Genomic DNA, 25,752 nt, shown 5'->3' with positions numbered 1-25,752 from the left:
CCCGTTCGGGGGTGGTGAGAGCTGGGTCACTGTTTACATGATGTTAAGCGACCGGCCCGAGACCGTGACCGGTCCGGTCCGCAACGAGGAGGGCACATGTCGGCATCCAGCTCGACGGAGACGTTCCGGGCCGCCCGGGACTTCCTGCTTCGGCACCGCGAGGACTACACCGCGGCCTACGAGGGCTTCCGCTGGCCCCGCAGCGACCACTTCAACTGGGCGCTCGACTGGTTCGACGTCATCGCCGAGGGCAACGACCGCACGGCCCTGCACATCGTGGAGGAGGACGGCGGCCGCACCGAGGTGTCCTTCGCCCGGATGTCCGCCCGCTCCAACCAGGCCGCGAACTGGCTGCGCGCCCAGGGGGTGCGCGAGGGCGACCGCATCCTCGTCATGCTCGGCAACCAGACCGAACTCTGGGAGACCGCGCTCGCCGCGATGAAGCTGCGCGCCGTCGTCATCCCCGCGACGCCGCTGCTGGGCCCCGTCGACCTGCGCGACCGGGTCGAGCGCGGCCGGGTCCGGCACGTCCTGGTCCGGGACGCCGACACCGCCAAGTTCGACGAGGTGCCCGGCGAGTACACCCGGATCTCCGTGGGCGCCGACACCGAGGGCTGGATCTCCTACACCGGGGCCGACGAGCAGCCGGAGACCTTCACGGCGGACCGCGAGACCGACGCCGACGAACCGCTGATGCTCTACTTCACCTCGGGCACCACCGCCAGCCCCAAGCTCGTCGAGCACACCCATGTCTCCTACCCCGTGGGTCACTTGTCGACGATGTACTGGATCGGGCTCAAGCCCGGCGACGTCCACCTCAACATCTCCTCGCCCGGCTGGGCCAAGCACGCCTGGTCCAACCTCTTCGCCCCGTGGAGCGCCGAGGCCACCGTCTTCATCTTCAACTACACCCGGTTCGACGCCGGCAGGCTGATGGCCGAGATGGACCGCTCGGGCGTCACCAGCTTCTGCGCCCCGCCCACCGTCTGGCGCATGCTCATCCAGGCCGACCTCTCCCAGCTGACGACCCCGCCGCGCGAGGTCGTCGCGGCGGGCGAACCGCTGAACCCCGAGGTCATCGAGACGGTCCGGCGCGCCTGGGGCGTCACCATCCGCGACGGCTTCGGCCAGACGGAGACCGCCGTCCAGGTCGCGAACACCCCCGGTCAGGTGCTGAAGGCCGGGTCGATGGGACGCCCCAGCCCGGGCTTCGATGTCGTCCTCCTCGACCCGGTCAGCGGTGAGCCCGGTGCCGTCGAGGGCGAGATCTCGCTCGACCTGTCGGGCCACCCGGTCGGCCTGATGACCGGCTACCACGGCGACCCGGACCGTACCGCCGAGGCCATGGCGGGCGGCTACTACCGCACCGGCGACATCGGCTCCCGCGACACCGACGGCTACATCACCTACGTCGGCCGCGCCGACGACGTCTTCAAGGCCTCCGACTACAAGATCTCCCCGTTCGAGCTGGAGAGCGCACTCCTGGAGCACGAGGCGGTCGCCGAGGCCGCCGTCGTTCCGGCCCCCGACCCGGTGCGCCTCTCCGTCCCGAAGGCGTACATCGTGCTCGCCGAGGGCTGGGAGCCCGGGCCGGACACCGCCAAGGTGCTCTTCGCCCACTCCCGGGCCGTGCTCGCCCCGTACAAGCGGGTCCGACGGCTGGAGTTTGCCGAGCTGCCCAAGACCGTCTCGGGGAAGATCCGCCGCATCGAACTGCGCGAGCGCACCGCCCAGGGCGGCGGCACCGAGTACAGCGAGGGGGACCTGACATGACCGAGCCGTCCTACGCCCACGGCACCGGCACCACCGCCCTGCTCGGCGACACCATCGGGCGCGACCTCGACCGGGCGGTCCAGGCGTACCCGGACCGGGAGGCGCTCGTCGACGTACCGTCCGGGCGGCGCTGGACCTACGCCGAGTTCGGCGCGGCCGTCGACGAACTGGCCCGCGCGCTCATGGCCTCGGGCGTGGACCGGGGCGACCGGGTCGGTATCTGGGCGGTCAACTGCCCGGAGTGGGTGCTCGTCCAGTACGCGACCGCGCGCATCGGCGCCGTCATGGTCAACATCAACCCCGCCTACCGGGCACACGAGCTGGAGTATGTGCTGAAGCAGGCCGGCATCTCCCTGCTGGCCGCCTCGCTCGCCCACCGCACCAGCGACTACCGGGCCCTGGTCGACCAGGTCCGCGGGAACTGCCCCGCCCTGCGCGCCGTGCACTACATCGGCGACCGTTCCTGGGACGAGCTCCTCGCCGTCTCCGGATCGGTGACCGCGGAGCAACTCGCCGTCCGGGAGGCCGGGCTGTCCTGCGACGACCCGATCAACATCCAGTACACCTCCGGCACGACAGGCTTCCCCAAGGGCGCCACGCTCTCCCACCACAACATCCTCAACAACGGCTACTTCGTCGGGGAGCTGGTCGCCTACACCGAACAGGACCGGGTCTGTCTGCCGGTGCCGTTCTACCACTGCTTCGGCATGGTCATGGGCAACCTCGGTGCCACCTCGCACGGCGCCTGCATCGTGATTCCCGCCCCCGTCTTCGAGGCGGCCGCCGTGCTCGCCGCCGTCGAACAGGAGCGCTGCACCTCGCTGTACGGCGTGCCGACCATGTTCATCGCGGAGCTGAACCTCCCCACCTTCTCCTCGTACGACCTCTCCTCGCTGCGCACCGGCATCATGGCCGGATCACCCTGCCCGGTCGAGGTGATGAAGCGGGTCGTCGCGGAGATGCACATGGACGAGGTGTCCATCTGCTACGGCATGACGGAGACCTCGCCGGTCTCCACCCAGACCCGCCGCGACGACGACCTGGAGCGCCGTACCGGCACCGTCGGCCGCGTGATGCCGCACATCGAGGTCAAGGTCGTCGATCCGGCGACCGGGGCGACGCTGGAGCGCGGTGTGTCGGGCGAACTGTGCGTCCGCGGCTACAGCGTGATGCTCGGCTACTGGGAGCAGCCCGAGCGGACCGCGGAGGTGATCGACGCGGGGCGCTGGATGCACACCGGGGACCTCGCGGTGATGCGCGAGGACGGCTATGTGCAGATCGTCGGCCGGATCAAGGACGTGATCATCCGGGGCGGTGAGAACGTCTACCCCCGGGAGGTCGAGGAGTTCCTCCACCAGCACCCGAAGATCGCCGACGTGCAGGTGGTGGGTGTCGCGGACGAGCGGTACGGCGAGGAGATCCTGGCCTGCGTCATTCCCTCGGACCCGGCCGATCCGCCGAGCCTGGAGGAGATCAAGGCCTTCTGCGCCGAGCAACTGGCGTACTACAAGGTGCCGCGCCTGCTCCGGATCCTGGAGACCTTCCCGATGACGGTCAGCGGGAAGGTCCGGAAGATCGAACTGAGGGAGAACTACGGCCGGTAGACACCCGGCGGACGGGTGCCGTCAGGCGGCTTCGATGATGTCGCCGGCGGTGCCCTGGGTCGCGGCCGCCCATTCGATCAGCAGTACCTCGTAGGCCGCGGACTCCACGGGGGACCAGTCCTGGCCGGCCTGCGCGTCCACGAGCGCGCGGATCGCCTCGTTCGCCTCGACGGCGGCGGGGTGGGCCGGCTGTGCGGGAAGGATGCTGTGCGACGCGGTCGCGGGGGAGACGGGTGCCGCGGGTGTGACAGGTGTGACAGGTATGGCGGGTTTCGCCGGTGTCGCGGGTGGAGAAAGCCGTGGAGTTAAGACCATGCGCCCCACTCTAGGGCCCTCCGCTGACAACAGACCGAACATCTGTGGCCCCTGGCTCGAACGTGACCGATAGCACTCACTGTGGCCGGACGGTTTCTGTGAGGTGCGGCACGTCGCGCCGCATGCAGACCCGCGGCCACCGGTCGAGGCCGTGTTCCGCCTCCTCGGCGCGAATCTTGCGCAGGCCGTCCGTGAGGCCGGATTCCGTCAGGACGCGGAAGCCGAGCCGGGCGTAGTACGGCGCGTTCCACGGGACGTGGGTGAACGTCGTCAGCGTCAGCGCGGTCAGCCCTTCGTGCGCGGCCCAGGCCCCGGCGCGGTCGATGAGGGCGCTGCCCAGGCCGCGCCGGGCGGCCGACGGATGGACGGAGACCTGCTCGATGTGGGCGGCGCCGTCCACCGGGTCGGCGATCAGGTAGCCGAGGGGCAGGTCGTCGGGGCCCGTGGTCACCCAGGCGCGGCCGGCCGTGCGGTAGCCGTCCAGCAGCTCCAGGGGCGGGGGGTCGTCGTCGGCCACGAAGGACATGCCGAGCGTGCGGAAGGGTTCGCCTGCTGCGCGCTCGATGTCCTGGAGGAGCGGGAGATCCGAGCGGCGGGCGGGACGGATGCGCATGCTTCAGTATGGCGCGCGTGCGGCCTGTCCGGCGGTGGTGTGCCGGTCTCAGGCGCCGGTGCTGAGCAGTTCGTCCGCCGGGCTGTTCACCGGTCGCGGAGTCCCGGTGAGGTCCATGACGAACAGCGGGATGCGGAGCCCGTCCGCCCGCTCCCGGGCGTCCGGCGCGTACCCCGCGAGCGAGAAGAAGACGCTCGACACCGAGGCGCTGAGGGCGTTGAGCCACAGGCATTCGACGTCGCGCAGCGCGGTCGGCCGGGTGGCGGAGTCGACCTGAGCGATCAGTCCGGCCGCCCGCAGGTCGATCCGGGAGGCGGGACGCTCGGCGGGCTGCACGACATCGCGGTAGCCCAGCCACTTCAGGTACAGCGCGGCGGCGCCGACCGCGTCGCGCGCGGTACGGATCGTCAGCGGCCGGAAGGCGGGCCGCGGTGCCGGGGCCGTACGGGGCAGCGGTATGTGCGACGGCCGTACGGGCCGGGAGGACGAGCGGCCTCCGCGGCCGGGCGCCGCCACCGGGCGGACAGGGATCCGCAGGACGGCCCCGCACGGACAGCACAGCTCGGGCTGCGGCCACTGGTCGTGCCGCCCGCAGCCGCGGCAGCGCACCGTCACCCAGTCGTCGTTCCAGGTGCGGTGGGTGATCGGCGTGACGGGGGCGCCGCGCATCAGGGGCGGGGCGGTCGGTGCGCCGCAGGGGCAGGGATAGACGGGCGTCATGTACGCGTGGTCGCGGCGGCAGGCCGGGCACCGTACCGGCACTGATTCCACCCTCGGACTCCCTACGGCCGACGACCATGCGGCCGGCGCCCGGAATCCGGGCCGGCTCCGCTCCGTGCCCCCATGCTCCACCAAGAGCGAGGCCCCCGGGAGGGACTTGGGGTACTTCGCCGCTTCGGTCCGCGGACGTGGCCTCCCCGGCCGCCTCTCTTGACGGCTGTCCGGGTGCGCTTTAGATTTGCTTCCGTATAGCAGAATCAATTTTCCATAATGCGGAATTGGCGCTCTCAGGTGGCGCGACAGAGCCCGACTCCACCCAGGTCCGAGCAGGAGCACTCAATGCCTCGAATGACCGCTGCCCGAGCGGCAGTTGAGATCCTCAAGCGCGAAGGCGTCAGCAACGCGTTCGGTGTGCCGGGCGCGGCGATCAACCCCTTCTACGCGGCCCTCAAGGCCTCCGGCGGGGTTCATCACACGCTCGCCCGCCACGTCGAGGGCGCCTCCCACATGGCGGAGGGCTATACCCGGGCCCGTCCGGGGAACATCGGTGTCTGCATCGGTACGTCGGGTCCGGCCGGCACCGACATGATCACCGGCCTCTACTCCGCCATCGCGGACTCCATCCCGATCCTGTGCATCACCGGCCAGGCCCCCACGGCGGTGCTCCACAAGGAGGACTTCCAGGCCGTCGACATCGCGTCGATCGCCAAGCCGGTCACCAAGGCGGCCACCACCGTCCTGGAGGCCGCGCAGGTCCCCGGCGTCTTCCAGCAGGCCTTCCACCTCATGCGCACCGGTCGTCCCGGTCCGGTCCTCATCGACCTGCCGATCGACGTGCAGCTCACCGAGATCGAGTTCGACCCCGATCTGTACGAGCCGCTGCCGGTGCACAAGCCCGCCGCGACCCGCAAGCAGATCGAGCGCGCCCTGGAGATGCTGAACGCCTCCGAGCGCCCGCTGCTCGTCGCGGGCGGCGGGATCATCAACGCCGACGCGCCCGAACTCCTGGTGGAGTTCGCCGAGCTGACCGGCATCCCCGTCGTTCCCACCCTGATGGGCTGGGGCATCATCGCCGACGACCACGAGCTCAACGCCGGCATGGTCGGTCTCCAGACCTCGCACCGCTACGGCAACGCGACCTTCCTGGAGTCCGACTTCGTCCTCGGCATCGGCAACCGCTGGGCCAACCGCCACACCGGCAAGCTGGACGTCTACACGAAGGGCCGTACGTTCGTTCACGTCGACATCGAGCCCACCCAGCTGGGCAAGATCTTCGCCCCCGACCTCGGCATCGCCTCCGACGCCAAGGCCGCGCTGGAGCTGTTCATCGAGGTGGCGCGCGAGCTGAAGGCGGACGGCAAGCTGAAGGACCGCTCGCAGTGGGCGGCCTCCGCGCAGGAGCGCAAGGCGACCCTGCAGCGGCGCACGCACTTCGACAACGTGCCGCTGAAGCCGCAGCGCGTGTACGAGGAGATGAACCGGGCGTTCGGCCCCGAGACCCGGTACGTCACCACGATCGGCCTCTCCCAGATCGCCGGCGCGCAGATGCTGCACGTCTACCGGCCGCGCCACTGGATCAACTGCGGCCAGGCGGGCCCGCTCGGCTGGACCATCCCGGCGGCCCTGGGCGTCGCGACGGCCGACCCCGAAGGTTCTGTCGTCGCCCTGTCCGGCGACTACGACTTCCAGTTCATGCTGGAGGAGCTCGCGGTCGGCGCGCAGCACCGCATCCCGTACGTGCACGTCCTGGTGAACAACTCCTACCTGGGGCTGATCCGCCAGGCGCAGCGCAACTTCGACATCGACTTCCAGGTCAACCTGGAGTTCGAGAACCTCAACTCCCCGGAGCTGGGCGTCTATGGCGTGGACCACGTCAAGGTCGTCGAGGGACTGGGCTGCAAGGCGATCCGGGTCACCGAGCCGGACCAGCTGCTGCCGGCGTTCGAGGAGGCCAAGAAGCTGGCGGCGGAGTTCCGGGTGCCGGTGGTCGTCGAGGCGATCCTGGAGCGGGTCACGAACATCGCGATGAGCGGTACGGACATCGCGTCGGTGAACGAGTTCGAGGACGTCGCCTCGGACCCGTCCCACGCCCCGACGGCGATTCGTCCGTTCGTGCAGGCCTGATCCGTCGGGCCTGCGGCCCCTGCTTCCCGTTCGCCGGGGGAGCAGGGGCCGCCTTGCCGTTGCCCGCGATCCAATGCCGGGGCGTGGCGGCGGGTCAGGACAGGACCAGCAGGTCCATCCAGCTGGTCGCCGGCTCCGCGGGGCCGGCCTCGGCCGCCGCGCGCAGGTCCGCCATCCCGGCGGCGAACTCCTCGTCGGTGATGCCCCGCAGTTTGGAGTCGGCGTCGCGGCGGATGCTGTCCGCGAACGCCGCCAGCGTGGGCGCGCTCTCCTGCGGTACGGAGTGCAGGGCGACCCGGGAGAAGCCCGCGGCGGCGAAGGCCTCGCAGACCTGTTCGACACTCGGGTAGGTGCTGATGGCGCGCTCGGTGGCGGGGAAGTACCGCACCCGCAGGTCGCGGGCGGCCCGTCCGGGGAACACGTTGCGGATGAGGACCGGGGCCCCGGGCTTCAGGGTCCGGCGCAGTTCGCGCGCCGCCGCCCGCGGGTCGGACAGGTGATGGACGACCGAGCCCAGCCAGGCCGCGTCGGCGCACCCGTCGGGTACGGGCAGGCTCTCGGCCCGCCCGTCGTGCACGTCGATGTCCTCGGCAGAGGGAATGAGGGCGCGCATCGCCTCGGCCGGTTCGACGGCCAGGACGCGTACGCCGAACCACTCGTGGAACGCGGAGGCGAAGGCGCCCGTCCCCGCGCCGACGTCGAGCACGGTCATGCCGGGGGCGAGACGTGCCTCCTTGCTGATGATCTCGCGCCAGGCCGCGAGCCCTGCGCGGGGAACCTCGCGCGCGGCCCGGTAGTCCTCGGCAGTGCGCCGGTCGTACGGAATCGCTGTCATGTGCCCTCCAGGTGGTGCGCCGCTGTGCCGACTCGGCCGGTCCGCGGTGCGAGTCCGTTCAGTACGGGGGTCAGGTCCGGTTCCGTGCCGTCTTCCCGGTCACCGCAGATCCCGTAGAAGAGCCAGCCTCTCGGGGGTGCGAGGGTGGATGCCGCGAGGGGGAGGATCCCCGGCCCGCCGTCGCCGGCGAGCAGCCCGGCATCGGACAGGGCGTGGACGAGCCGCTCGAAGTAGTCGTCGTCCGCGACCGGCACGAAGGCCATGCGGAGCCTGACACCGAGCCGGGCGGCGATCAGCGCGGGTGAGAAGCGGGCGTTCACCTCGAGTACGGGGACGAGCTCACCCGACGTGGTCGTCATCGAGTCGACGGCCAGCGGCCCGTGGTAGCCCTCGGCTGCCACCGCGGCCGCCACCGCCTCCACGGTCTCGCGGTACCCGGCGCGGTCGAGCTGTTCCAGCAGCGCGGTGCCCGCCGGGCCGGAGCCCCGGAAGGAGTGCCCCTCGTTGACCAGTTCGCGGGTCCCGTGCCAGGTCACCTGCCCCGCCGGACCGATGTCCAGGTGCGTGACGAAATCGGCCGCCCGCTCGTACAGCGGCTGGACGACGAATTCGATCCGGTCCTCCCGCCGGGCCAGGGCGCGCAGGAGCCCGTCCAGCCTGGCGGCCGTCTCGACCACGAAGTTGCCCTGGCCCGAGACGCCGTAGGGATCCTTGACCACGCACGGCGCCCCGGCGGCCGCCGCGCGCAGTTCGTCCGCCGAGGTGACGACCACGCCCGAGCCGGGGAAGCCGAGCCGGGTCGAGAAGGTCTTGGAGTTGACCCGGCGGACCGTTCCGGAGTCGGGCTGCCGTCCCTCGAGCCCCAGGCGGGTGAGCGCCGCCCGGGTGCCCGGCAGTACCGCGTACGGGGCGCAGGCCAGTCCCGCGAGACCGGCCGTGTCCATGCCGTGCGCTGCGAGCCGCTCCTCCACCGGCTCCCCGGCAGGACCGGGCACCGGCAGGTGCCGTGCGCCGAAACCGGCCGCGTGCATCATCTCGGTGAAGGCCGCCGGGGGCCGGTGATGGGTGAGGAGCACGTCGGCGGGGCGGCAGAGCGCCGCGAGCAGCTCGTCCATGCCGCTCAGCAGACGCTCCGCGTGCGGGTCCCGCAGAGCGGGCAGCTGGGCGAGTCCCCGGGGCCGCCACTGCCGCTCGGCGTCGCAGCTGCCGAACCGGACGGTGCCCCCCGCGGCGGTCATCCGGAGACGTCCTGAAGGGCGGGCCCGGCGGAAAGGAAGCGCTCCTCGATGCGCGCCAGGGTCCGGAAGTCGTCGACGCTGACGGTTCCCAGGTCGATCGGGCGGCCGGAGACCTCTTCCAGGAGGTAGATGAACTCCAGGAAGTCCAGGGAGTCGACGAGCCGCCCTTCGATGAGGTCGAGTTCGGTGCCGATCTCTCCGGTCAGCCCGGGGTTCTTGCTGTAGAGCCAGTCGACTACCTGCTTCATGAGCGCTTCTCCTGTGTGTGGTGGGTGTGGACGGGGCCCGGCGCCGGCAGGGCCGGGGTGCCGACCGCGATGGCGGCGGCCCAGTCGCCCTGGTGGGTGATGCTCACCGACCAGGAGGTGAGTGCCCTGCGTCCGGCCGCGGCGAGGGCGCTGCGGTGCGCGTGGACCAGAGGCGCCCCGCCGGACGCACGCAGGATCTCGATGTCGCGGTGCAGGACGAAGTCGTCCTGAGGGGTGAGCAGTTTGATGAACGCCTCCTTGGCAGCCAGACGGCCGGCCAGGGTCGCGTGGCTGCCGTTGCGCACACCGTCCAGCTCGCGCAGCTCCCGCTCGGTGAACTGGTCGCCGAGCCAGCGGGGCCCGAGCCGGGCCAGCCGCTCGCCCACCGACGGGATGTGCGTCAGGTCGATGCCGACCGCCACCGGCGCACCGGCCGCCAGCTCATCGAGGAGGGTGGTGAGGCGGGACCTCTCGGTGGTCGTGGCCGCGCTCACCGGGTGCCGCCGACGGCTTCGGCGTCCGTCCGGATCGCCCCGCGCAGCTCGTCGCGCAGCCGGGCGACCACGGTGGCGGCGGGCAGTACCGCGTTCACATGGCCGACACCGGACCCGGCGTACCGGGCCATCTCGTCCACCCGCCCCTCGGCCTCCACGGTGGGAGCCGCCGCCGAACCACGGGGGACGGGCCGGCGGGCACCCATGACCGTGGTCCAGGCGATCAGGTGGGCCGGCAGCGGTTCGGCCGCCTCGGTGACCGGGCTGCGCAGGACACGGTGGACCCGGCCGGGCCAGCCGATCGAGAACCGGTCCGTCATCACTGTGTCGCCCGGCCCGGCCACGGTGAGCGCCTGCCGGTACGCGGGGTGCGCGCCGGACTCCTCGGTGGCGACGAAAGCCGTCCCGCACAGGGCGCCCGACGCCCCCAGGGCGGCGAGTCCGAGCAGATCCCCGCCCCGGTGCACGCCCCCGGCGGCGAACAGCGGCACTCCGAGTCGCCGCCCGGCGGTCCGCGCCAGGAGCTGCCGCACCGGGAGGGCCCCGAGGTGGTGGCCGCCCGCGTCGGTTCCCTGGAGCACCACGGCGCGGGCGCCCATCGCGACGGCAGCGTCCGCGTCCTCGGCGGTTCCGACCTGGACCATCAGGCGGTGACCGGCCTTGCGTACCTGCCGCGCGAACGGAACGGGCGGCAGGCCGTAGCTGTTCACGACGAGTTCGCGGTCCGCCGCTTCCAGGACGGCCCCGAGCTGATCGGCCAGCAGCGCCCCCGCGACCTCGGGAATCACGTTGACACCGAAGACGGCGGGCGTGGCCCGCGCCGTGGCCGCGACCAGGCCGAGGGCCAGGGCCCGGTCGCTCCTGTAGAGGGCGACGGTGCCCAGCGCCCCGGCGCCGCTGACGGCGGCGGCGAGCGCGGGGGTCGCCACCCCTCCCATCCCGGCCTGGATCACCGGCAGTTCGGTCCCCAGGGCGGCCGCCCCCGCGGCCAGCGGCGGGGGCAGCCGGAGAGCGGGGTCAGCCCCGGACATCGCGGAGCCTCGCCAGGGCCGACTCGGCGCTGCCGTGCGTCAGTTCCATCGCGTGGACCCAGCGCTCCACACCGAAGGCGGTGCAGCTGCTGTGCGCGGTGGCGCCTTCGGTGGTGATGCCGAGGCGTTCGCCGAAGAAGTTGCGGTGCCGGTTGACGGAGGCGATGGCCGTGCCGTCCTGGGCGAGGAACTCGTACTTGACGGGGTCCAGCGCCATCAGCTTCGCGCGGGAGCCGGTCTTGTCGTAGAAGGGGTCGTTGGCGGGCTCGTAGCTCAGCTCCACGCCCAGATCGGCGGCGAGGGCGGTGATGAACTCCTTCGACGCGGCCAGGTGTTCCGCCGCGCCCTGCGAGGTGCCCAGGTAGATGACCTCGCGCATGTGGAAGCCCCACAGGCGGCGCAGCCCGTCGTAGTGCGTCTCGTTGCGGAAGCAGCGTCCGACCGAGGTGAGGCGCTGCCCGGCACCGACCTCCTGGCCCTCCAGGGAGAGCAGCAGCCCGTAGCAGGTCGCGGAGGGGAGCATGTAGCCGGTGGCGGCCAGGGACACGTCCGCGGGCGCGGATCCGGCCGCCAGACCGTCGATGCCCTCCTCGGTGAAGCGCCCCGCGGACACGCCCAGGTGCGGGAAGTTGCGGAAGTAGTCCAGCCGCGCCAGCCCCTCGGCGGGCAGCAGCGGGGGGCCGACGACGGCGGGGGCCTCCACCTGGGCCGCCAGCTGGGTGAACAGGTCGTCGAGGGCGTGGAACAGCGCGGTGCGGGCGGGGCCCAGCGGCACGAGACCGGGTCCCGGCTGCCGGAGCGCGGCCGTGTCCGACGGCGGGGCGGAAGAGGTGGCGTGGGTGGTCATGGGGCGGCTTTTCTCCTTGAGTCCGGTGCGGTTCCCGCTCGGCGCGGCCGGTGTGCGGACGCCGTCGGGTGGTGGTGCGGTCGGACGGCCCTCAGCCGAGCAGGCCGATCCGCTGGTAGAAGGCCGTGGTGCGGGAGGTGATCGAGGCGTGCGCCGCCTGCCGGGCCGGGTCGGCCAGCAACCGGGTGCGGAAGGCGAAGGCGTCGGGGATCCCGGCGTCGCGGTAGACCTCGACGCTGTACAGCTGCTGGATGGACGTCTCGATGTAGCGCTCCACGTAGGTGCGGGCCATGGCCTGCTCCTCGGCGTTGCCGGCCTCGCACAGCCGCTCGTACAGGGCGCGCACCAACTGGCAGCCGAACGCGATGTGCCGGGACTCGTCCTGGTGGTGGACCCGGTTGATGGCGCGGATCGTCTCGGGCAGCGCCTCGTCGGCGGCCATCCTGCTGTTGAAGTGGTCGACGATCTGCTCGAAGATCAGGATCCGGCTGAAGACGATGAAGTTGTCGAGCAGCGCGGAGTGGCTCTTGGCGGGGAAGGCCATGGACCGGTCGGCGTAGAGCTTCTTGCCGTACCGCAGGCAGAACTCCGCGAAGAACCACATGTGTTCGTTCTCCTCACCCAGGAAGTGGTGGAAGAACGGGGTAGGGATCTCGTATCCGGGGGCGTGGATACGGGCCACGACCTCCTGGAGCAGCTCCCGGATGCCGTGCACGTTCAGGCTGTAGAAGTTGACGCTCTCCCATTTGGCCAGCGCCAGGTACTGGTCGCGGGTGAGCTCGGCGGCGGCGTCGGTGCCGTGCACCGACATGAGGTCCTCGCTCATCCACAGCGCGCCCTCGGGAATGCTGTCGGGCCAGTCGAACGTCTGGTACGGGTTGTAGTAGTCGTTCTCGGCGGCGGTGGTCAGCCGCTTCACAGCGGCGCTGAACTCGTCGTCCCAGACGGATACCGTGGCAGTGCTCATCGTGACTTCCTTGGGGGAGGGGTGCGGAGGGGAAAGCAGGTCACCGGTGATCAGCGGAGCGTCTCCAGCGCGACGGTCCCCGCCACGCTCTCGACCAGGAGCGTCTCGAAGGACCGCAGGAGCCGTTCGATCTCCGGCCTGGGGATCAGACGGGTGTCGGCCATGAGGTGGAGCAGGCAGGTGTCCGGCTCGTAGGCGGTGTGCACGAAGAAGGTGGCGTCCTGGCGCTCCCAGACGCCGACGCAGGACACCTCGGTCTTCCCGGTGAGCGCCCTCAGCTGTTCGGCCGATCCGTCGGTGGTGGGCAGACCGGGCCAACGGTCGTGCATCCGCTTGTCGTTGAAGAAACAGGAGAGGTCCAGCTCGCCGCCGCTCGCCAGCCGCGCCTCCTCCAGCACCTCGTCCATGGCCAGCGGGTCGTACTGCGCGTGTCGGTAGGCGTTCATGCCCACGAGGAAGGTGCGCCGGACGAGTTCCTCGAACGAGCCCGTGCCGCTGTCGACGGCGAACAGGGCGTTCTCGGCCATCGCCGCGATCAGCCGCCGGCTGCGCTCGTCGTGGCGGTTGACGGCGATGAGCTGGAGGACCGCCGTGTCGTGTCCGCTGTACGAGCCGAGTACGGCGGCGGTCGCGGCGAGCAGGACCGTCTGGGTGCTCACCCGGCAGCGGTCGGCCAGTGCGGTGGCGGCCACGGCGACGGCGGGCGAGTCCATGCGCAGGCGTACGAACCGCTCCGGCGCGGGGTCGTCGGCGGGCCGGGTGAACATGGCGGGGGGCACCCGGCCCAGAGTGGTGCGCCAGTAGGCCAGGGAGGCGGCGCCGCGGGCGGCGCCCGGGCCCTCGGTCTCGAACGCGGCCTGGTCGAGGGGCTGCCAGTCGGAGGAGGGCTCCGTCCGGTCGGCGAGCAACGCGGCCAGGTCGGCGAGGAGTTCGCGTACGGCCCAGAAGTCGACGCCGAGGTGGGAGAAGGCGAGGGCCAGCTGACCGGGGACCCCCGCCTCCAGCACCAGGGCGCAGCGAAGGGGGAGTTCGCTGTCGTGGTCGAACGCGGTGTCCGCGAGTTCCTGGGCCAGGCGGCCGGCCGTCTCGGCGCCCGTTCCCGGTGCGGTGTCGTACACGGTGTACGCGAACGCCCCCTCGTCCGTGACCTCCTGCTCGGGGCCGGTGGCGGCCTGCCGGAAGTGGGTGCGCAGAGCCTCGTGCCGGCTCAGCAGTTGCCCGAGGGCGGCAGCGACCTGGGCCTCGGTGCGTCCGGGCGGTACGGGCAGGGTCCGGCGGATGTTGAAGTAGTGGGATCCCTCGCCCAGCCATCGGATGGACTTCCAGATCGCCTGCTGGCCCCAGGTCATCGGGGCGCGGGCGGCCCGGCGTCCGTGGAAGCGCGACGAGCCGGCTCGGCTGTCGTCCATGGTTGGTTCCTTTCGTCGCCGCGCAGGGGCGTGCCGCGGGCGTGAGGCATGAGGTGTGGGGCGCGAACCGGACAGGCGGACGCAACCCGTGCGCGGGCAGCGGGCATCGTCCGCCCGGGCCGGTCCGTTGAGGGCGGCCGGCGCGGGGCGGCAAGGGGCTCGGGGCCGGCGCTCAACGGATGTCCGCAGCCCGATTAGGGCGCGAGGTCACACGAGAGTTCGCTCGGGAAGGCGGCTGCGGCCGTCGGCCAAGATGTGGGCACGGGGCCGCCGCACGCCACCCCCGCAGGCGTCAGCTGGAAGACGAGCGGGGGCCGGGCGTCACTGCACGGCCCTGCTCGGAGTCGGGACGTTAGCAACCTGTTTCGCGAAACGTCTAGACCAAACAGGGGAGTTGAACAATTGATGACCATCGGGTGAACATCCGCTCTCCCAAGTGCCTGGAATTCCTTGACGCCTTGAAAGGTCTAGTCCAAACTGCGGGTGGCGCTGATCGGAGCGAGGCGAAGCGCGTGGCCGGCGGACAACCCGCACCGGGCCCCCATGCCGCCGCTCGCACGCCTCCCACGGCCCGCAATGGTGCGGGACCTCCATCGCACTACCCGAAGAGGTTTTCGAGTGCGACCCGCACACCACGTCACGGAGCCCGGATGGTTCGTGCGCCGCGCCAACCGCTGGCGCTCCGTCGGCAGGCTCCTGCGCCACACGCACCCCGCACTGCGGACGGCGACCATCGCCCTGCACATCACCGTCGGACTGCTGCCGGTCGTCTTCATCGCCTGGACGAGCCGGCTCATCTCCCGTGTCCCCGACGCCCTTTCGCCATCCGGCGGTTCGGGATGGGCGGTACTGGGCCTGGCGCCCCTGCTCGCGGTCTGCGCGTTCGTGGTCCAGCAGCTGCTGGCCCCCTTCCAGTCGGCGCTGGGCGAACTGGTCACCCGGCAGGTGGACGGCGCGTGCATCGCCCGCCTCATGCGGTGCGCGCTGATCGGCCTGCCGGTCGCCGAACTGGAGCGCCAGGACGTCCTCGACATCCTGTCCGACGCCCGCGGCGGGTTCGAGCGGGTGTCCCCCACACCGGGCGACGCCGCTGCCGGGGCTCTGGCGCTGATCGCCCGCTACGCCCAGCTGGCCGGTGCGTCGGTGATGGTCGCCCTGGTACTCGGTCCGGGGCCGGGAATCCTGGTCGCCGTCACGGCCCTGGTGATCAGGTTCGGCCAGCGCGGCTCACTGGACCGCTTCGGCGCCCTGCGGATCGGGCTCGCGGGGGAGCGGAGGAAGCTCACCTACCTGCGCCGCACCGCCGGCGGGCCGGCACTGGCGAAGGAGGCCCGGATGCTCGGGCTGCTTCCCTGGCTGCGCGAGCGCCACACCGCTCAGGCCAGGGGCTATCTGGACCCCCTGTGGGAAGGACGGCGACGGCTTCTCTTCTGGCCCTTCGTGGGACTCGCGGCCGTGGGCCTGGTGGGCGGCGGCGGCTCGCTGTACGTCCTGGCGCGGGAGGGCGCGAACGGCTCCCTGTCCCTGCTCCAGCTCTCCGTGGCCCTCCAGGCCGTACTGATCCCCATGCGGTTCGGCGTGTACTTCCCGGAGAGCGACGTGCAGACCCGGGACGGACTTGCCGCGTACCACGCGCTGACCCGGCTGGAGTCGATGGCGGCGGGCGGACCCGCCGGCCCCGAGCGGCAGGACGGCGCCCCCGCCGCCGTCCCCGAGGGGGCGATCCGCTTCGAGAACGTCACCTTCCGCTACCAGGACGACGGGCCGGACGTGCTGAGCGGCCTGGATCTGGTGCTGGAGCGCGGCAGGTCCACCGCCGTCGTCGGGCTGAACGGAGCGGGCAAGACCACCCTGGTCAAGCTCCTCGCCAGGCTCCACGAGCCGTCCATGGGCCGTATCACCGCCGACGGCACCCCCTTGTCCGGGTTCCCGGCGGCAGACTGGCACCGGCGCATCGCGGTGATCTTCCAGGACTTCACCCGCTACCAGCTCACCGCCGCCGAGAACATCGGACTGGGCCGGCCGGACCGGATGGACGACCGGGAGGCCCTCCTCGCGGCAGCCGGCCGGGCAGGTGCCCGCGAGGTGATCGAGCGGCTGCCGAACGGCCTGGACACCGTGCTCTGCGGCCAGTACGAGAACGGAAGCGATCTGTCCGGAGGCCAGTGGCAGCGCGTCGCGTTGTCCCGTGCGCTGCTGGCCGTGGACGCCGGTGCCTCGCTGCTGATCCTCGACGAGCCGACCGCGCAGCTCGACGTCCGCGCGGAGGCTGCCTTCTTCGACCGCTTCCTGGAGATGACCGAGGGGATCACGAGCGTGATCGTCGCGCACCGCTTCTCCAGCGTGCGCCGCGCCGACCGGATCGTGGTGCTCGCCGACGGGGCGGTGGCCGAGTCCGGGACCCATGAGGAGCTGATGGCCCTCGACGGACGCTACGCGGAGCTGTTCCGGATCCAGGCGGAGCGCTTCGCCGAGGAACAGGCCGAGGACGCCGAGGTCCGCGCCACGGCCGGAACACCGCGTGCCGCCCAGCCCGTTTCGACCCCGGAAGGTGCCAGGTGAAGACCCTTCTTCTCGCGGTCCACCAGTTGCTGCGGATCGCCGTACGGTGCGACGCCCGGCGCCTGACCCGGGCCGTCGCCCTGATGGTCGTGGGCTTCCTGTCCACACCTCTGATCGCGCTGTGCCTGAAGTCGCTGACCACGGCCGCGGTGGCGCACGACGCGTCCGTGGCCACCTGGCTGGCCCTGTGCACCGCGCTGCTGCTGGTTCTCGAGCTGATGATGAACCACTTCGCGCATCTCTCGTACTTCGAGCTGGGAGAGCTGGAGGAACTGAGCCTGCAGAACGAGGTGATCGCGCTCGCCCACGGCAGCAGCGGCCTGGAACACTTCGACAGTCCCGGGTACGCGGACACACTCGCCCTGATCAGGGAGGAGCTGCCCCGCACCAGGGCCAGCCTGGAGGCGGTGCTCCAACTCGGCGGTCTCGTGCTCCAGATGGCCCTGACGTCGGTGCTGCTCGGCCTGCTCGACCCGTGGCTGCTGCTCCTGCCGCTGGCCGGGGCGGTCCCCGTCGTCGCGGGCAACCGGGCCCAGCTCCTGATCGACCGCGCGAAGGAGCTCACCGCACCGGAGAACCGGCTGGGCCGCCACCTGCTGGAGGTGGCCACCACTCAGTCGTCGGTCAAGGAGATCCGGCTCGCCGCAGCCGAGGACGTCCTCCTGCGCCGCCACCGCGCCGACTGGAGCCGGGCGAGCCGGGCGATCGGCGGTGCGCAGCTGACCGCGGCCGTGCTGCGCGCCGCGGGCCAGCTCGTTTTCGCCGCCGGTTACGGGGGAGCGATCTACCTGGTCGTCGGCCGGGCCGTGTCCGGCGGGGCGGGCCTCGGCGACGTCATCCTCGTCATCACCCTCGCCTCGCAGATCAGCCTTCAGGTCTCGACGGCTCTCGGGCTCCTGACCGCGCTCCAGGGCGCCGGGCGCACCATGGAGCGGCTGGCCGAACTGCGCGGCCCCGCCGCGCACGGCGACGACGCGCTCACCGACGTGCCCGCCGTGCTCACCCGGGGCATCAGACTGGAGAACGTCAGCTTCAGCTATCCCGGGAGCGACCGGAAGGTCCTCGACGAGGTGACCCTGGACATCCCGGCGGGCACCGCGCTGGCGGTCGTCGGCGAGAACGGAGCCGGCAAGAGCACCCTGGTGAAACTCCTGTGCGGCCTCTACCGCCCCACCTCCGGCCGCATCCTGGTGGACGGGGCCGACCTAGCCGGATGCGACGCCCGCCAGTGGCAGTCCCGGACCGGAACGCTCTTCCAGGACTTCGCCCGGCTCGAACTGCGGCTCCGCGACAACGTCGGCATCGGAGATCTCGGCCGTCTCGACGACGATCCGGCGCTGCACACCGCCCTGCGCGCCGCCGAGGCGGAACAGGTGGGGGAGCGGGTTCCCGGCGGCCTCGACGGGCTGCTCGGCCGGGGTTACGGCGACGGCGCCGAACTCTCCGGCGGCCAGTGGCAGAAGCTCGGCCTGGCCCGCGCCCTGATGCGTCGCCGTCCCCTGATGGTGGCGCTCGACGAGCCCGCCTCGGCCCTCGATGCCACGGCCGAGCACGCGCTGTTCGAACGGTTCGCGGACCTGTGCGCGGGGGCGAGCGCCGAGACCGGGGCGATCACGCTGCTCATCTCCCACCGCTTCTCGACCGTCCGGATGGCGGACCTGATCGTGGTGCTGGAGAAGGGCCGCGTCTCCGAGCTGGGCACTCATGCGGAACTGGCCACGGGCGGCGGCCTCTACGCGGAGCTGTACGACCTCCAGGTCCGGGTCTACAGCTGAGGAGTACGGGCCCGGCCGTGGGCGCGCACGCGAAAGGGCGTGGAGTACGGGACCGTAATCCGTACTCCACGCCCGGTTCGGGAAAGGGGGGAACTGGGGCCGCGGCGAGGTGCGAAGGGGGCGGCAGGGACTGGTTCGTTCAGGTCAGGAACCGGCACCGCCACCCGCACCACCGCACTGGCATCACACCGCCGCCGCGGCCTCGTCCTGCCCGCACCGTGCGCAACCCCTCATCCGGGTGGGCGCGACGGCGCGGGCAGGGTCTGGGGGAAGGCCTGGGGTCTCGTTTGGATCAGGCCGGGCTCGCGGGGTCCGGCACGCACATCGGCGGCGTTGTCGTCGGTCGCCCATGCTCCGCAGTGACTCCCTTCACCGCCTTGCAGCCGCACGCACCGGACCCCGCTCCCTGATCCGGCCTGATCCAAACGAAAGGCCCTAGTCCTCGCGCAGGGCGCGGACGGCCTCCTCCACGCGCTTGCCGTACTCGGCGTCCGCGGCGTGGAAGTGGGCGAGGTTCTTCTCGATCACGTCATCGCGCGTGACCTGGGACAGGCCCCCCGCGATGTTGGCGATCAGCCGGCCCTTCTCGTCGTCCGACATCAGCCGGTACAGCTCACCCGCCTGGAAGAAGTCGTCGTCCTTGGTGTGGGCGGGCGCCTCGTGCGTGCCGGTCCAGCCCTGGACGGCGATCGGGGCGGAGAACGCCGCGTCCGTCTGGGCCGGGCCCGCGTACGAGTTGGGCTCGTAGTTCTTGTCGTGCCGGGCCCCGTTGCGCGTGGCGTGCAGCCCGTCGCGGCCGTAGTTGTCGACGGCGGCCGTGCGCGGCGCGTTCACCGGCAGGTGGGTGTGGTTGACGCCCAGCCGGTAGCGGTGCGCGTCCGCGTAGGCGAACAGCCGGCCCTGGAGCATCTTGTCCGGGGACGGGCCGATGCCGGGCACGAAGTTGTTCGGGGAGAACGCGGCCTGCTCCACCTCGGCGAAGACGTTGTCCGGGTTCCGGTCCAGGACCAGCCGGCCCACCCGCTGGAGCGGGTAGTCGCTGTGCGGCCACACCTTGGTGAGGTCGAACGGGTTGAAGCGGTAGTCCGCGGCCTCGGCGGCCGGCATGACCTGCACGTACAGCGTCCAGGACGGGTTCACCCCGCGCTCGATGGCCTGGAGCAGGTCCGTCTGGTGGGAGCTCGCGTCCTTGCCGGCCAGCTCCGCGGCCTGGTCGGCGGAGAGCGAGCGCACGCCCTGGTTGGTCTTGAAGTGGTACTTGACGAAGAAGGCCTCACCCGCGGCGTTCGTCCACTGGTAGGTGTGCGAGCCGTAGCCGTTCATGTGGCGGTACGAGGCGGGGATGCCGCGGTCGCCCATGAGCCAGGTGACCTGGTGCGTCGCCTCGGGGGCGTGCGCCCAGAAGTCCCAGACGTTGTCCGGCTCCTGACGGCCCGTGAACGGGTCGCGCTTCTGCGAGTGGATGAAGTCGGGGAACTTGATCGGGTCCTTGATGAAGAACACCGGGGTGTTGTTGCCGACGAGGTCGTAATTGCCCTCGTCCGTGTAGAACTTGAGCGCGAAGCCGCGCGGGTCACGTACCGCGTCCGCGCCGCCGAGCGAATCGGCCACCGTCGAGAACCGGATGAACGTCTCGGTGCGGCGGCCCACTTCGGATAGGAAGTCCGCGCGGGTGAAGCCGGTGACGTCGTCGGTCACCTCGAAGTATCCGTACGCGCCGGAGCCCCGGGCGTGCACCACGCGCTCCGGGATGCGCTCCCGGTTGAAACGGGCGAGCTTCTCCAGGAGGTGACCGTCCTGAAGGAGGATCGGGCCGCCGGCGCCGGCGGTGGCGGAGTTCTGGTTGTCGGCGACCGGGGCGCCGGACTCGGTCGTAAGCACGCGCTGCGTCATGGTGTCGGGGCGACCTTCCGTACGGGAGCTGCTGAACTGCGACGTCCTGGGGGCTCCAGGAGCGTAAGTACGCCCCGAACCCGACGTCAACAGTTTGTTGAAATTCTTGATGGAGAGGTGGGGCGAGAGGTGTTCCGGACGGCGCCGGCGCCTGGGCGCGACAGGACAGGTGTCAGCGCCGACGCCGCCCGGAAGTCTGTGGGCCGGGGGATACGCACCCGGCGGGGTGGTGCCGGCCGGGCCCTCGCGGGGCCCGGCCGCGTCGGTCAGCCCTGGACGGGCTGACCGGACAGACGCTCGACCGAGCGCAGCAGCGCCGAGTGGTCCAGCCCGCCGTCGCCCTGCGCGCGCAGCGAGGCGACGAGCTGGGCGACCACGCCGCCGACCGGCAGTGCGGCACCGACGTTGCGGGCGGCGTCCGTGACGATGCCCATGTCCTTGTGGTGCAGGTCGATCCGGAAGCCCGGAGCGAAGTTCCGGTTCAGGAAGTTGTCCTTCTTGCGGGTCAGCACGGTCGAGCCGGCCAGTCCGCCGCCCAGGACGTCCAGTGCGGCGGCGAGGTCGACGCCCGACTTCTCCAGGAAGACGACGGCTTCGGCGCAGGCCTGGATGTTGACCGCGACGATCAGCTGGTTGGCCGCCTTCACCGTCTGGCCCGAGCCGTGCGGACCGCAGAGCACGATGGTCTTGCCCAGCGCGTCGAGCACCGGCTTGGCGGCGTCGAAGTCGGCCTGCTCGCCGCCGACCATGATGGACAGCACGGCCTCGATGGCACCGGCCTCGCCGCCCGACACGGGGGCGTCCAGGACCCGGATGCCCTTCTCGGCGGCGTTCTTCGCCAGGTCCACCGAGGTCTGCGGGGTGATCGAGGACATGTCGACCAGCAGCGCGCCGCGCTTCGCGTTCTCCAGGATGCCCTCGGGGCCGTACGCGATCGCCTCGACCTGCGGGGAGGCGGGCACCATCGTGATGACCACGTCCGCGTCCTTGACCGCCTCGGCGATCGATGAGGCGCCGGTCCCGCCGGCCGCGGCCAGCCGGTCGACCTTGTCCTGCTCCAGGGTGTAACCGGTGACGTCGTAACCGGCCTTGATCAGGTTCTCGGACATGGGCGAGCCCATGATGCCGAGCCCGATCCACGCAACCTTGGGGAGGTTGTTGCTCATGAGGGTGCCTTCCGATTCAGCGTGTGTACGAGGAGGAGTCCGCTGCCCTCAGCGGGCGGCCCGCGCGGTGGGCGGGAGCCACGCGAAGGACTCGGCGCTCGGCCGGTCGCCCGGCTTGTACTCCAGGCCGACCCAGCCGTCGTAACCGGCCTTCGTCAGCTCGTCGAGCAGCTGCTCCAGCGGGAGCGAGCCGGTGCCGGGCGCGCCGCGTCCCGGGTTGTCCGCGATCTGGACGTGACCGGTCCTGTCGGCGTAGGCGGAGATGACCTGGCTGAGGTCCTCGCCGTTCATCGACAGGTGGTACAGGTCCAGCAGGAACTTCGCGTTGCCGAGGCCCGTCGCCGCGTTGACGCGGTCCACGACCTCGATCCCGGCCGGTGCGCTCACCAGCGGGTAGCGCGGCGACTCCGGCTTGTTCAGGGTCTCGATCAGCAGGACCGCCCCGATCCGGTCGGCCGCGCGGGCGGCGGTGACCAGGTTCTCCAGGGCGAGTTCGTCCTGCGCGGCCGGGTCGACACCGTCGACCCGGTTGCCGTAGAGCGCGTTGAGCGCCTTGCAGCCGACCGAGGCGGCGAAGTCTGCCGCCACCTCGATGTTGGACCGGAAGCGGTCCGACTCCGTGCCGGGCACGGAGAGCGCGCCGCGGTCGGGGCCGGGCAGCTGTCCGGCGTAGAAGTTCAGCCCCACCAACTGGGTGCCCGCCTCGTCGAGCGCCTTCTTCAGCGCGTCGAGCTCGGCCTGCGGAGGGGTGGGGGTCTCGATCCATGGCCACCACAGCTCGACCGCCGTGAAGCCCGCCGCGGCGGCTGCCGCGGGTCGCTCCAGGAGCGGGAGTTCCGTGAAGAGGATCGAAAGGTTCACATCGAAGCGCTGGTCCGGGTAGCCCATGAGGGTTTCGGCGCTCCTTCCGTATTGCGGAAGTTAGTTTCTGCTTAACGGAAGATTGCCCGGAGGGTGGGGGCGATGTCAAGGGGGTGTCCGGAAATCGGGCCCCGGACAGACCGAAGGCGGGGCGGAGGCCTTCCCGGCCCTCCGCCCCGCCCTCCGTTTCCGCTACCGGATCACCCGGCCGGCACCGTGTCCTGGAACGTCGTCCCCGCCGTGCGGAACGCGCTCACCTTGGCGCTGACCTGCGCAGGGGTGAGGACCTGGTCCTTCACGTGCAGGACGTAGTCCACCTGCTGGTCGTACGAGCGCGGCGTCGTGCTCGTCTGTCCGGCCAGGTCGATCAGCCACTGGTTGAAGTTGATCGACATGCCCCGCTCCGGCAGATACGCCGCCCCGTGGGTGCCGAACAGCTGGCCGTCGACGTAGTACGTGATCGCGCTGTCGTCGATGGTCACGACCAGGTCGTGCCAGCCCGCGAAGCTCTGCCGGGCCTCGCTGTGCGCGTTGACCGCCTCCCACGGGTCCGGGCGGTAGGTCTCCCACGAGGTCGTGTAGAGGATGTTGCCGCTCTCGCCCCAGCCGCCGTTCGGCAGGTACTCGAAGTCGTACTCCGCGTAGTCGTCGGCCATCGGCGCCTTGAGGTCGTTGATGGTGAAGAACGTCTGGACGAGGTGGTCGCCGTCGGGCCCGGAGACCGGCGCGTCGTTGAACTTCACCCGGGCCGCGTACGTGCCGTTGCGGAACTTCATCGACTGGGTCAGGATCTCGGTCTGCTTCGTCGACTCACCGCTGCCCGCGGTCGACGTCTCCAGGTTCATCACCGAGTTCCCGCTCTGGGCGGCGAACGTGATGTTCTCCGGCGCCCAGGTGGCGCCGGGCACACCCGGTCCACCGGAGTTGGACCGGACGCTCCAGCCGTGCGCGGCGATCTGCGGATCGGTGTGCCCGCTGTAGTTGAAGTCGTCGAACAGCGTCGGCGCGCCCTCCGGCGGATCGGTCGGGTCGGTCGGGTCGGTCGGATCCGTCGGGCCGTTGCCCTCCGGGGCCTGGCCCCACACTGTGGCGCCGGCCAGTTGCGCGGTCACCTTGGACCAGTCTCCGTACGCCGTCCGGCCCGCGTCGAAGGAGTAGTCGTCGCTCTGCACCAGGGTCTGCCAGCTCGACCGGTAGAAGCGCAGCTGCATGTCACCGGTGTCGGCGCCCGGGGCGAGCGATCCGGCACCCGAGGTGAAACCGATCTCCAGGTAGCGGTCGGCGGTCGCGGTCGGGGAGGCGAGCGTGCCGAACGTGCCGGTGATGTTCGCGCAGCCCTTCACCGCCCAGGAACAGGCGAACCGGTAGGCGTCGCCCGCCGCCTCGCCCTTGAAGTAGTAGCGGACCTTGACGGCGCTGAGCTGTACGGCCGCGCTGCCGGTGTTGCGCACCTTCAGCCAGGGTTCGCTCTGGTCGGCGGTGGCTCCCGACGCACTGGTGCGGTACTGCACACTGAGCGATCCGCCGGCGGCGCTCGCCGACGACGGGACGACGGCCAGGGCCGTACAGCCCAGGGCCACGGTGGCGGCGGCTGCCGCCGCCGCGCGGATCCGGCTCTTCGCGAGTGACTTCATGAACCTGTTCCTCTCCGGAACGGTCGTGGGGGAGTGGTTCCTACCGGGGTGGCGCTGCTCCTGGGGAAGTGGTCTGGAGCGACCGGGGGTTCAGGGGGCGGTAGCCGACGCCGAGGGCGTCGAGCCGTGCCGTGTGCCGGCCGAGGCGGGACACGAAGCCGGGCCAGTCGCTGCGGCCGCCCGACCAGGCCCGGTCCGCGAGGGCGCACAGCCGCGGGTAGGTCAGGTACTCGATCTGCTCCGGCGTGCCGGCGTACTCGGTCCACAACTGGGCCTGGGTGCCCAGCACGCGGGCCGCGTCCGCCGCGTCCCAGCCGTCCGGCACCGGCCGGTTGCCGTGGACGGCCCGCAGACCGACGGGCGGGCCCGGCTGGGCGGGCGGTTCGCCGGGGTCGGCGGACTGGGCGTAGTCGAGGTAGGTGGCCCGGTAGTGCGCGGCGACGACCTGATGGCCGCGGCGGGCGGCCGCCAGCGCGTGGGCCGGGTCGCGCCACGTCATCACCGTGAATTCGAGGGGAAGTTCGGTACCCGTCTCGGCCCAGCCGACCGGGCGCCTGCCGTGCTCGGTCAGGAAGGACCCGATCCGGCCCATGAACCAGCCGTGCAGCGCCCGTGCGTCGGTCAGCCCCTCGGCGGCGGCCCGCGCCCGCGCGGCCGGGCTCGACTCCCACTCGGTGGTCGGGCACTCCTCGCCGCCGATGTGGATGTACGGGGACGGGAAGACGTCCATGACCTCCTCCAGCACCGTCCGGCAGAAGTCGAAGACCTCCTCGTGGACGCCGAACACCGTGTCGCAGACGCCCCAGCGGGTCCACACGTCAAGCCGCCGCCCGGGGTTGTTGCCCAGCTCCGGATGGGCGGCCAGCGCCGCGCGCACATGGCCCGGCATCTCGATCTCCGGCACCACCCGCACCCCGCGCGCCGCGGCGTAGCGGACCAGGTCCCGCAGTTCCTGCCGGGTGTACGCCCCCGAGTGCGGAATCCCGTCGAAGGACTCGTCGCCGCGCCCCGGCGGCCCGGACATCGACTGCCTGCGGTGACCGCCGATCCCGGTCAGCCGGGGGTAGGCGGGGACGGGCATCCGCCAGCCCTGGTCGTCGGTGAGGTGGAGATGGAGTGTGTTGAGCTTGTGCAGCGCCATCAGGTCCACGTACCGGCGCAGATAGGACACCGGCTGGAAGTGCCGGGCCACGTCGAGCATCGACCCCCGCCACGGGTGTGCGGGCACGTCGCTGATCTCGACACAGGGCAGCATCCACGGCGCGTCCCGCTGCGCCGTGCCCGACAGGGCCTCGGCGGGCAGCAGCTGACGGATCGTCTGGACTCCGCAGAGCAGGCCCGGGAGTCGCGCGGCGCGCAGCAGCAGGGAGTCGGGGCCGATGGTGAGCCCGTAACCCTCCTCGCCGAGGCCGCCCAGCTGGGGGTCGAGTGCCAGCACGATGCGGCCGGCGGCGGAGGGCGGCAGGGGCAGCCCGGTGGCCGGGGCGAGCAGGGTGCGCAGCAGGTCGGCGGCGCCCTCCGCGCCGGGGTAGGCCCGCACCGAGGTGTCCTGGTCGAGGGTGAACCGGCCGGGGCGGGCCGAGACCTTGCGGGGGCGGGGTACGAGGGACTGTTCCGGGCGTGATGCGGGCACGGGAGGCCTC

At 71.5% G+C, this 25,752-nt stretch carries 21 protein-coding genes; 5 read left to right on the top strand and 16 right to left on the bottom strand.

The window, feature by feature from the left end; all coding sequences use genetic code 11:
• The first annotated feature begins 96 nt into the window (after positions 1-96).
• Together OG959_RS05215 and OG959_RS05210 are read left to right on the top strand one after the other, a co-directional pair.
• On the top strand, positions 97-1,773 hold the full coding sequence (locus OG959_RS05215; protein WP_326656900.1) for an AMP-binding protein: 1,677 nt from the start codon (positions 97-99) through the stop codon (positions 1,771-1,773).
• Positions 1,770-3,377 (top strand): AMP-binding protein, encoded by a 1,608-nt coding sequence (locus OG959_RS05210; protein WP_326656898.1) that lies wholly within the window; start codon positions 1,770-1,772, stop codon positions 3,375-3,377. The genes OG959_RS05215 and OG959_RS05210 overlap by 4 nt, the downstream gene beginning before the upstream one ends.
• A 21-nt stretch (positions 3,378-3,398) precedes the next feature.
• Here OG959_RS05210 and OG959_RS05205 read toward each other — a convergent pair whose 3' ends face one another.
• The 3 genes from OG959_RS05205 to OG959_RS05195 all read right to left on the bottom strand — a co-directional run bounded on the left by OG959_RS05205 (position 3,399) and on the right by OG959_RS05195 (position 5,076).
• Positions 3,399-3,581: a hypothetical protein gene (locus tag OG959_RS05205; protein WP_326666217.1), complete on the bottom strand. Its 183-nt coding sequence runs from the start codon at positions 3,579-3,581 to the stop codon at positions 3,399-3,401.
• 187 nt (positions 3,582-3,768) lie between these two features.
• Positions 3,769-4,305, bottom strand: coding sequence for a GNAT family N-acetyltransferase (locus OG959_RS05200; protein WP_326656896.1), 537 nt, complete (start codon positions 4,303-4,305; stop codon positions 3,769-3,771).
• 48 nt (positions 4,306-4,353) lie between these two features.
• Positions 4,354-5,076: a hypothetical protein gene (locus OG959_RS05195; protein WP_326656895.1), complete on the bottom strand. Its 723-nt coding sequence runs from the start codon at positions 5,074-5,076 to the stop codon at positions 4,354-4,356.
• Between the two features lie 297 nt (positions 5,077-5,373).
• On the opposite strand from OG959_RS05195, the gene gcl reads away from it, so the two are divergent.
• Positions 5,374-7,149 carry a glyoxylate carboligase gene (gcl, locus tag OG959_RS05190; protein ID WP_326656893.1) on the top strand — a complete coding sequence of 592 codons (1,776 nt, stop codon included), beginning with the start codon at positions 5,374-5,376 and terminating at the stop codon, positions 7,147-7,149.
• Positions 7,150-7,243: 94 nt separating this feature from the next.
• Here the strand turns inward: gcl and OG959_RS05185 are convergent, their stop codons facing one another.
• From OG959_RS05185 to OG959_RS05150, 8 genes are all read right to left on the bottom strand, one after another.
• Entirely contained in the window at positions 7,244-7,984 is a 741-nt protein-coding gene (locus tag OG959_RS05185) for a class I SAM-dependent methyltransferase (RefSeq protein WP_326656891.1), read from the bottom strand.
• Positions 7,981-9,222, bottom strand: a complete 1,242-nt coding sequence (locus OG959_RS05180; protein WP_326656890.1) for a hypothetical protein — start codon at positions 9,220-9,222, stop codon at positions 7,981-7,983. The genes OG959_RS05185 and OG959_RS05180 overlap by 4 nt, the downstream gene beginning before the upstream one ends.
• A complete protein-coding gene (locus OG959_RS05175) occupies positions 9,219-9,470 on the bottom strand; it encodes an acyl carrier protein (RefSeq protein ID WP_326656888.1) in 252 nt (83 codons plus the stop codon). The genes OG959_RS05180 and OG959_RS05175 overlap by 4 nt, the downstream gene beginning before the upstream one ends.
• Complete coding sequence (locus OG959_RS05170; RefSeq protein ID WP_326656886.1) at positions 9,467-9,964, bottom strand: holo-ACP synthase; 498 nt, start codon at positions 9,962-9,964, stop codon at positions 9,467-9,469. Before OG959_RS05170 ends, OG959_RS05175 begins: the two co-directional genes overlap by 4 nt.
• Positions 9,961-10,995: an NAD(P)H-dependent flavin oxidoreductase gene (locus OG959_RS05165; RefSeq protein WP_326656885.1), complete on the bottom strand. Its 1,035-nt coding sequence runs from the start codon at positions 10,993-10,995 to the stop codon at positions 9,961-9,963. The genes OG959_RS05170 and OG959_RS05165 overlap by 4 nt, the downstream gene beginning before the upstream one ends.
• A complete protein-coding gene (locus OG959_RS05160) occupies positions 10,982-11,842 on the bottom strand; it encodes a hypothetical protein (RefSeq protein ID WP_326656884.1) in 861 nt (286 codons plus the stop codon). The genes OG959_RS05165 and OG959_RS05160 overlap by 14 nt, the downstream gene beginning before the upstream one ends.
• Before the next feature lie 91 nt (positions 11,843-11,933).
• A complete protein-coding gene (locus OG959_RS05155) occupies positions 11,934-12,809 on the bottom strand; it encodes a diiron oxygenase (protein WP_326656883.1) in 876 nt (291 codons plus the stop codon).
• Between the two features lie 50 nt (positions 12,810-12,859).
• Positions 12,860-14,218, bottom strand: coding sequence for a condensation domain-containing protein (locus tag OG959_RS05150; RefSeq protein WP_326656882.1), 1,359 nt, complete (start codon positions 14,216-14,218; stop codon positions 12,860-12,862).
• A 618-nt stretch (positions 14,219-14,836) separates the two neighbouring features.
• On the opposite strand from OG959_RS05150, the gene OG959_RS05145 reads away from it, so the two are divergent.
• Both OG959_RS05145 and OG959_RS05140 read left to right on the top strand, forming a co-directional pair.
• The gene (locus OG959_RS05145) at positions 14,837-16,780 is read left to right on the top strand and encodes an ABC transporter ATP-binding protein (RefSeq protein ID WP_326656881.1); all 1,944 of its coding nucleotides are present in this window, start codon (positions 14,837-14,839) and stop codon (positions 16,778-16,780) included.
• Positions 16,777-18,555, top strand: coding sequence for an ABC transporter ATP-binding protein (locus OG959_RS05140; RefSeq protein ID WP_326656880.1), 1,779 nt, complete (start codon positions 16,777-16,779; stop codon positions 18,553-18,555). Before OG959_RS05145 ends, OG959_RS05140 begins: the two co-directional genes overlap by 4 nt.
• A gap of 435 nt (positions 18,556-18,990) precedes the next feature.
• On the opposite strand, the gene OG959_RS05135 is transcribed toward OG959_RS05140, so the two are convergent.
• The 5 genes from OG959_RS05135 to OG959_RS05115 all read right to left on the bottom strand — a co-directional run bounded on the left by OG959_RS05135 (position 18,991) and on the right by OG959_RS05115 (position 25,742).
• On the bottom strand, positions 18,991-20,448 hold the full coding sequence (locus OG959_RS05135) for a catalase (RefSeq protein WP_326656878.1): 1,458 nt from the start codon (positions 20,446-20,448) through the stop codon (positions 18,991-18,993).
• Between the two features lie 266 nt (positions 20,449-20,714).
• Positions 20,715-21,614 carry a 2-hydroxy-3-oxopropionate reductase gene (locus tag OG959_RS05130; protein WP_326656877.1) on the bottom strand — a complete coding sequence of 300 codons (900 nt, stop codon included), beginning with the start codon at positions 21,612-21,614 and terminating at the stop codon, positions 20,715-20,717.
• A 48-nt stretch (positions 21,615-21,662) separates the two neighbouring features.
• Positions 21,663-22,502 carry a TIM barrel protein gene (locus OG959_RS05125; protein ID WP_326656875.1) on the bottom strand — a complete coding sequence of 280 codons (840 nt, stop codon included), beginning with the start codon at positions 22,500-22,502 and terminating at the stop codon, positions 21,663-21,665.
• A 173-nt stretch (positions 22,503-22,675) separates the two neighbouring features.
• A complete protein-coding gene (locus OG959_RS05120) occupies positions 22,676-24,109 on the bottom strand; it encodes a cellulose binding domain-containing protein (RefSeq protein WP_326656874.1) in 1,434 nt (477 codons plus the stop codon).
• Between the two features lie 40 nt (positions 24,110-24,149).
• Positions 24,150-25,742 (bottom strand): beta-N-acetylhexosaminidase, encoded by a 1,593-nt coding sequence (locus OG959_RS05115; protein ID WP_326656873.1) that lies wholly within the window; start codon positions 25,740-25,742, stop codon positions 24,150-24,152.
• Between the last annotated feature and the right edge of the window lie 10 nt (positions 25,743-25,752).

This window comes from Streptomyces sp. NBC_00385 (assembly GCF_035917155.1).
Classification (GTDB): Bacteria; Actinomycetota; Actinomycetes; order Streptomycetales; family Streptomycetaceae; genus Streptomyces; species Streptomyces poriferorum.
The sequence above is the reverse complement of the archived record's forward strand: the minus strand, read 5'-3'. Positions and strand labels throughout refer to the sequence as shown.

Coding starts and splice junctions, on each gene's coding strand:
- OG959_RS05215 (WP_326656900.1), top strand. CDS start 97: ATGTCGGCATCCAGCTCGACGGAGACGTTCCGGGCCGCCCGGGACTTC.
- OG959_RS05210 (WP_326656898.1), top strand. CDS start 1,770: ATGACCGAGCCGTCCTACGCCCACGGCACCGGCACCACCGCCCTGCTC.
- OG959_RS05200 (WP_326656896.1), bottom strand. CDS start 4,305: ATGCGCATCCGTCCCGCCCGCCGCTCGGATCTCCCGCTCCTCCAGGAC.
- gcl (WP_326656893.1), top strand. CDS start 5,374: ATGACCGCTGCCCGAGCGGCAGTTGAGATCCTCAAGCGCGAAGGCGTC.
- OG959_RS05185 (WP_326656891.1), bottom strand. CDS start 7,984: ATGACAGCGATTCCGTACGACCGGCGCACTGCCGAGGACTACCGGGCC.
- OG959_RS05180 (WP_326656890.1), bottom strand. CDS start 9,222: ATGACCGCCGCGGGGGGCACCGTCCGGTTCGGCAGCTGCGACGCCGAG.
- OG959_RS05175 (WP_326656888.1), bottom strand. CDS start 9,470: ATGAAGCAGGTAGTCGACTGGCTCTACAGCAAGAACCCCGGGCTGACC.
- OG959_RS05165 (WP_326656885.1), bottom strand. CDS start 10,995: ATGTCCGGGGCTGACCCCGCTCTCCGGCTGCCCCCGCCGCTGGCCGCG.
- OG959_RS05160 (WP_326656884.1), bottom strand. CDS start 11,842: ATGACCACCCACGCCACCTCTTCCGCCCCGCCGTCGGACACGGCCGCG.
- OG959_RS05155 (WP_326656883.1), bottom strand. CDS start 12,809: ATGAGCACTGCCACGGTATCCGTCTGGGACGACGAGTTCAGCGCCGCT.
- OG959_RS05150 (WP_326656882.1), bottom strand. CDS start 14,218: ATGGACGACAGCCGAGCCGGCTCGTCGCGCTTCCACGGACGCCGGGCC.
- OG959_RS05135 (WP_326656878.1), bottom strand. CDS start 20,448: ATGACGCAGCGCGTGCTTACGACCGAGTCCGGCGCCCCGGTCGCCGAC.
- OG959_RS05130 (WP_326656877.1), bottom strand. CDS start 21,614: ATGAGCAACAACCTCCCCAAGGTTGCGTGGATCGGGCTCGGCATCATG.
- OG959_RS05125 (WP_326656875.1), bottom strand. CDS start 22,502: ATGGGCTACCCGGACCAGCGCTTCGATGTGAACCTTTCGATCCTCTTC.
- OG959_RS05120 (WP_326656874.1), bottom strand. CDS start 24,109: ATGAAGTCACTCGCGAAGAGCCGGATCCGCGCGGCGGCGGCAGCCGCC.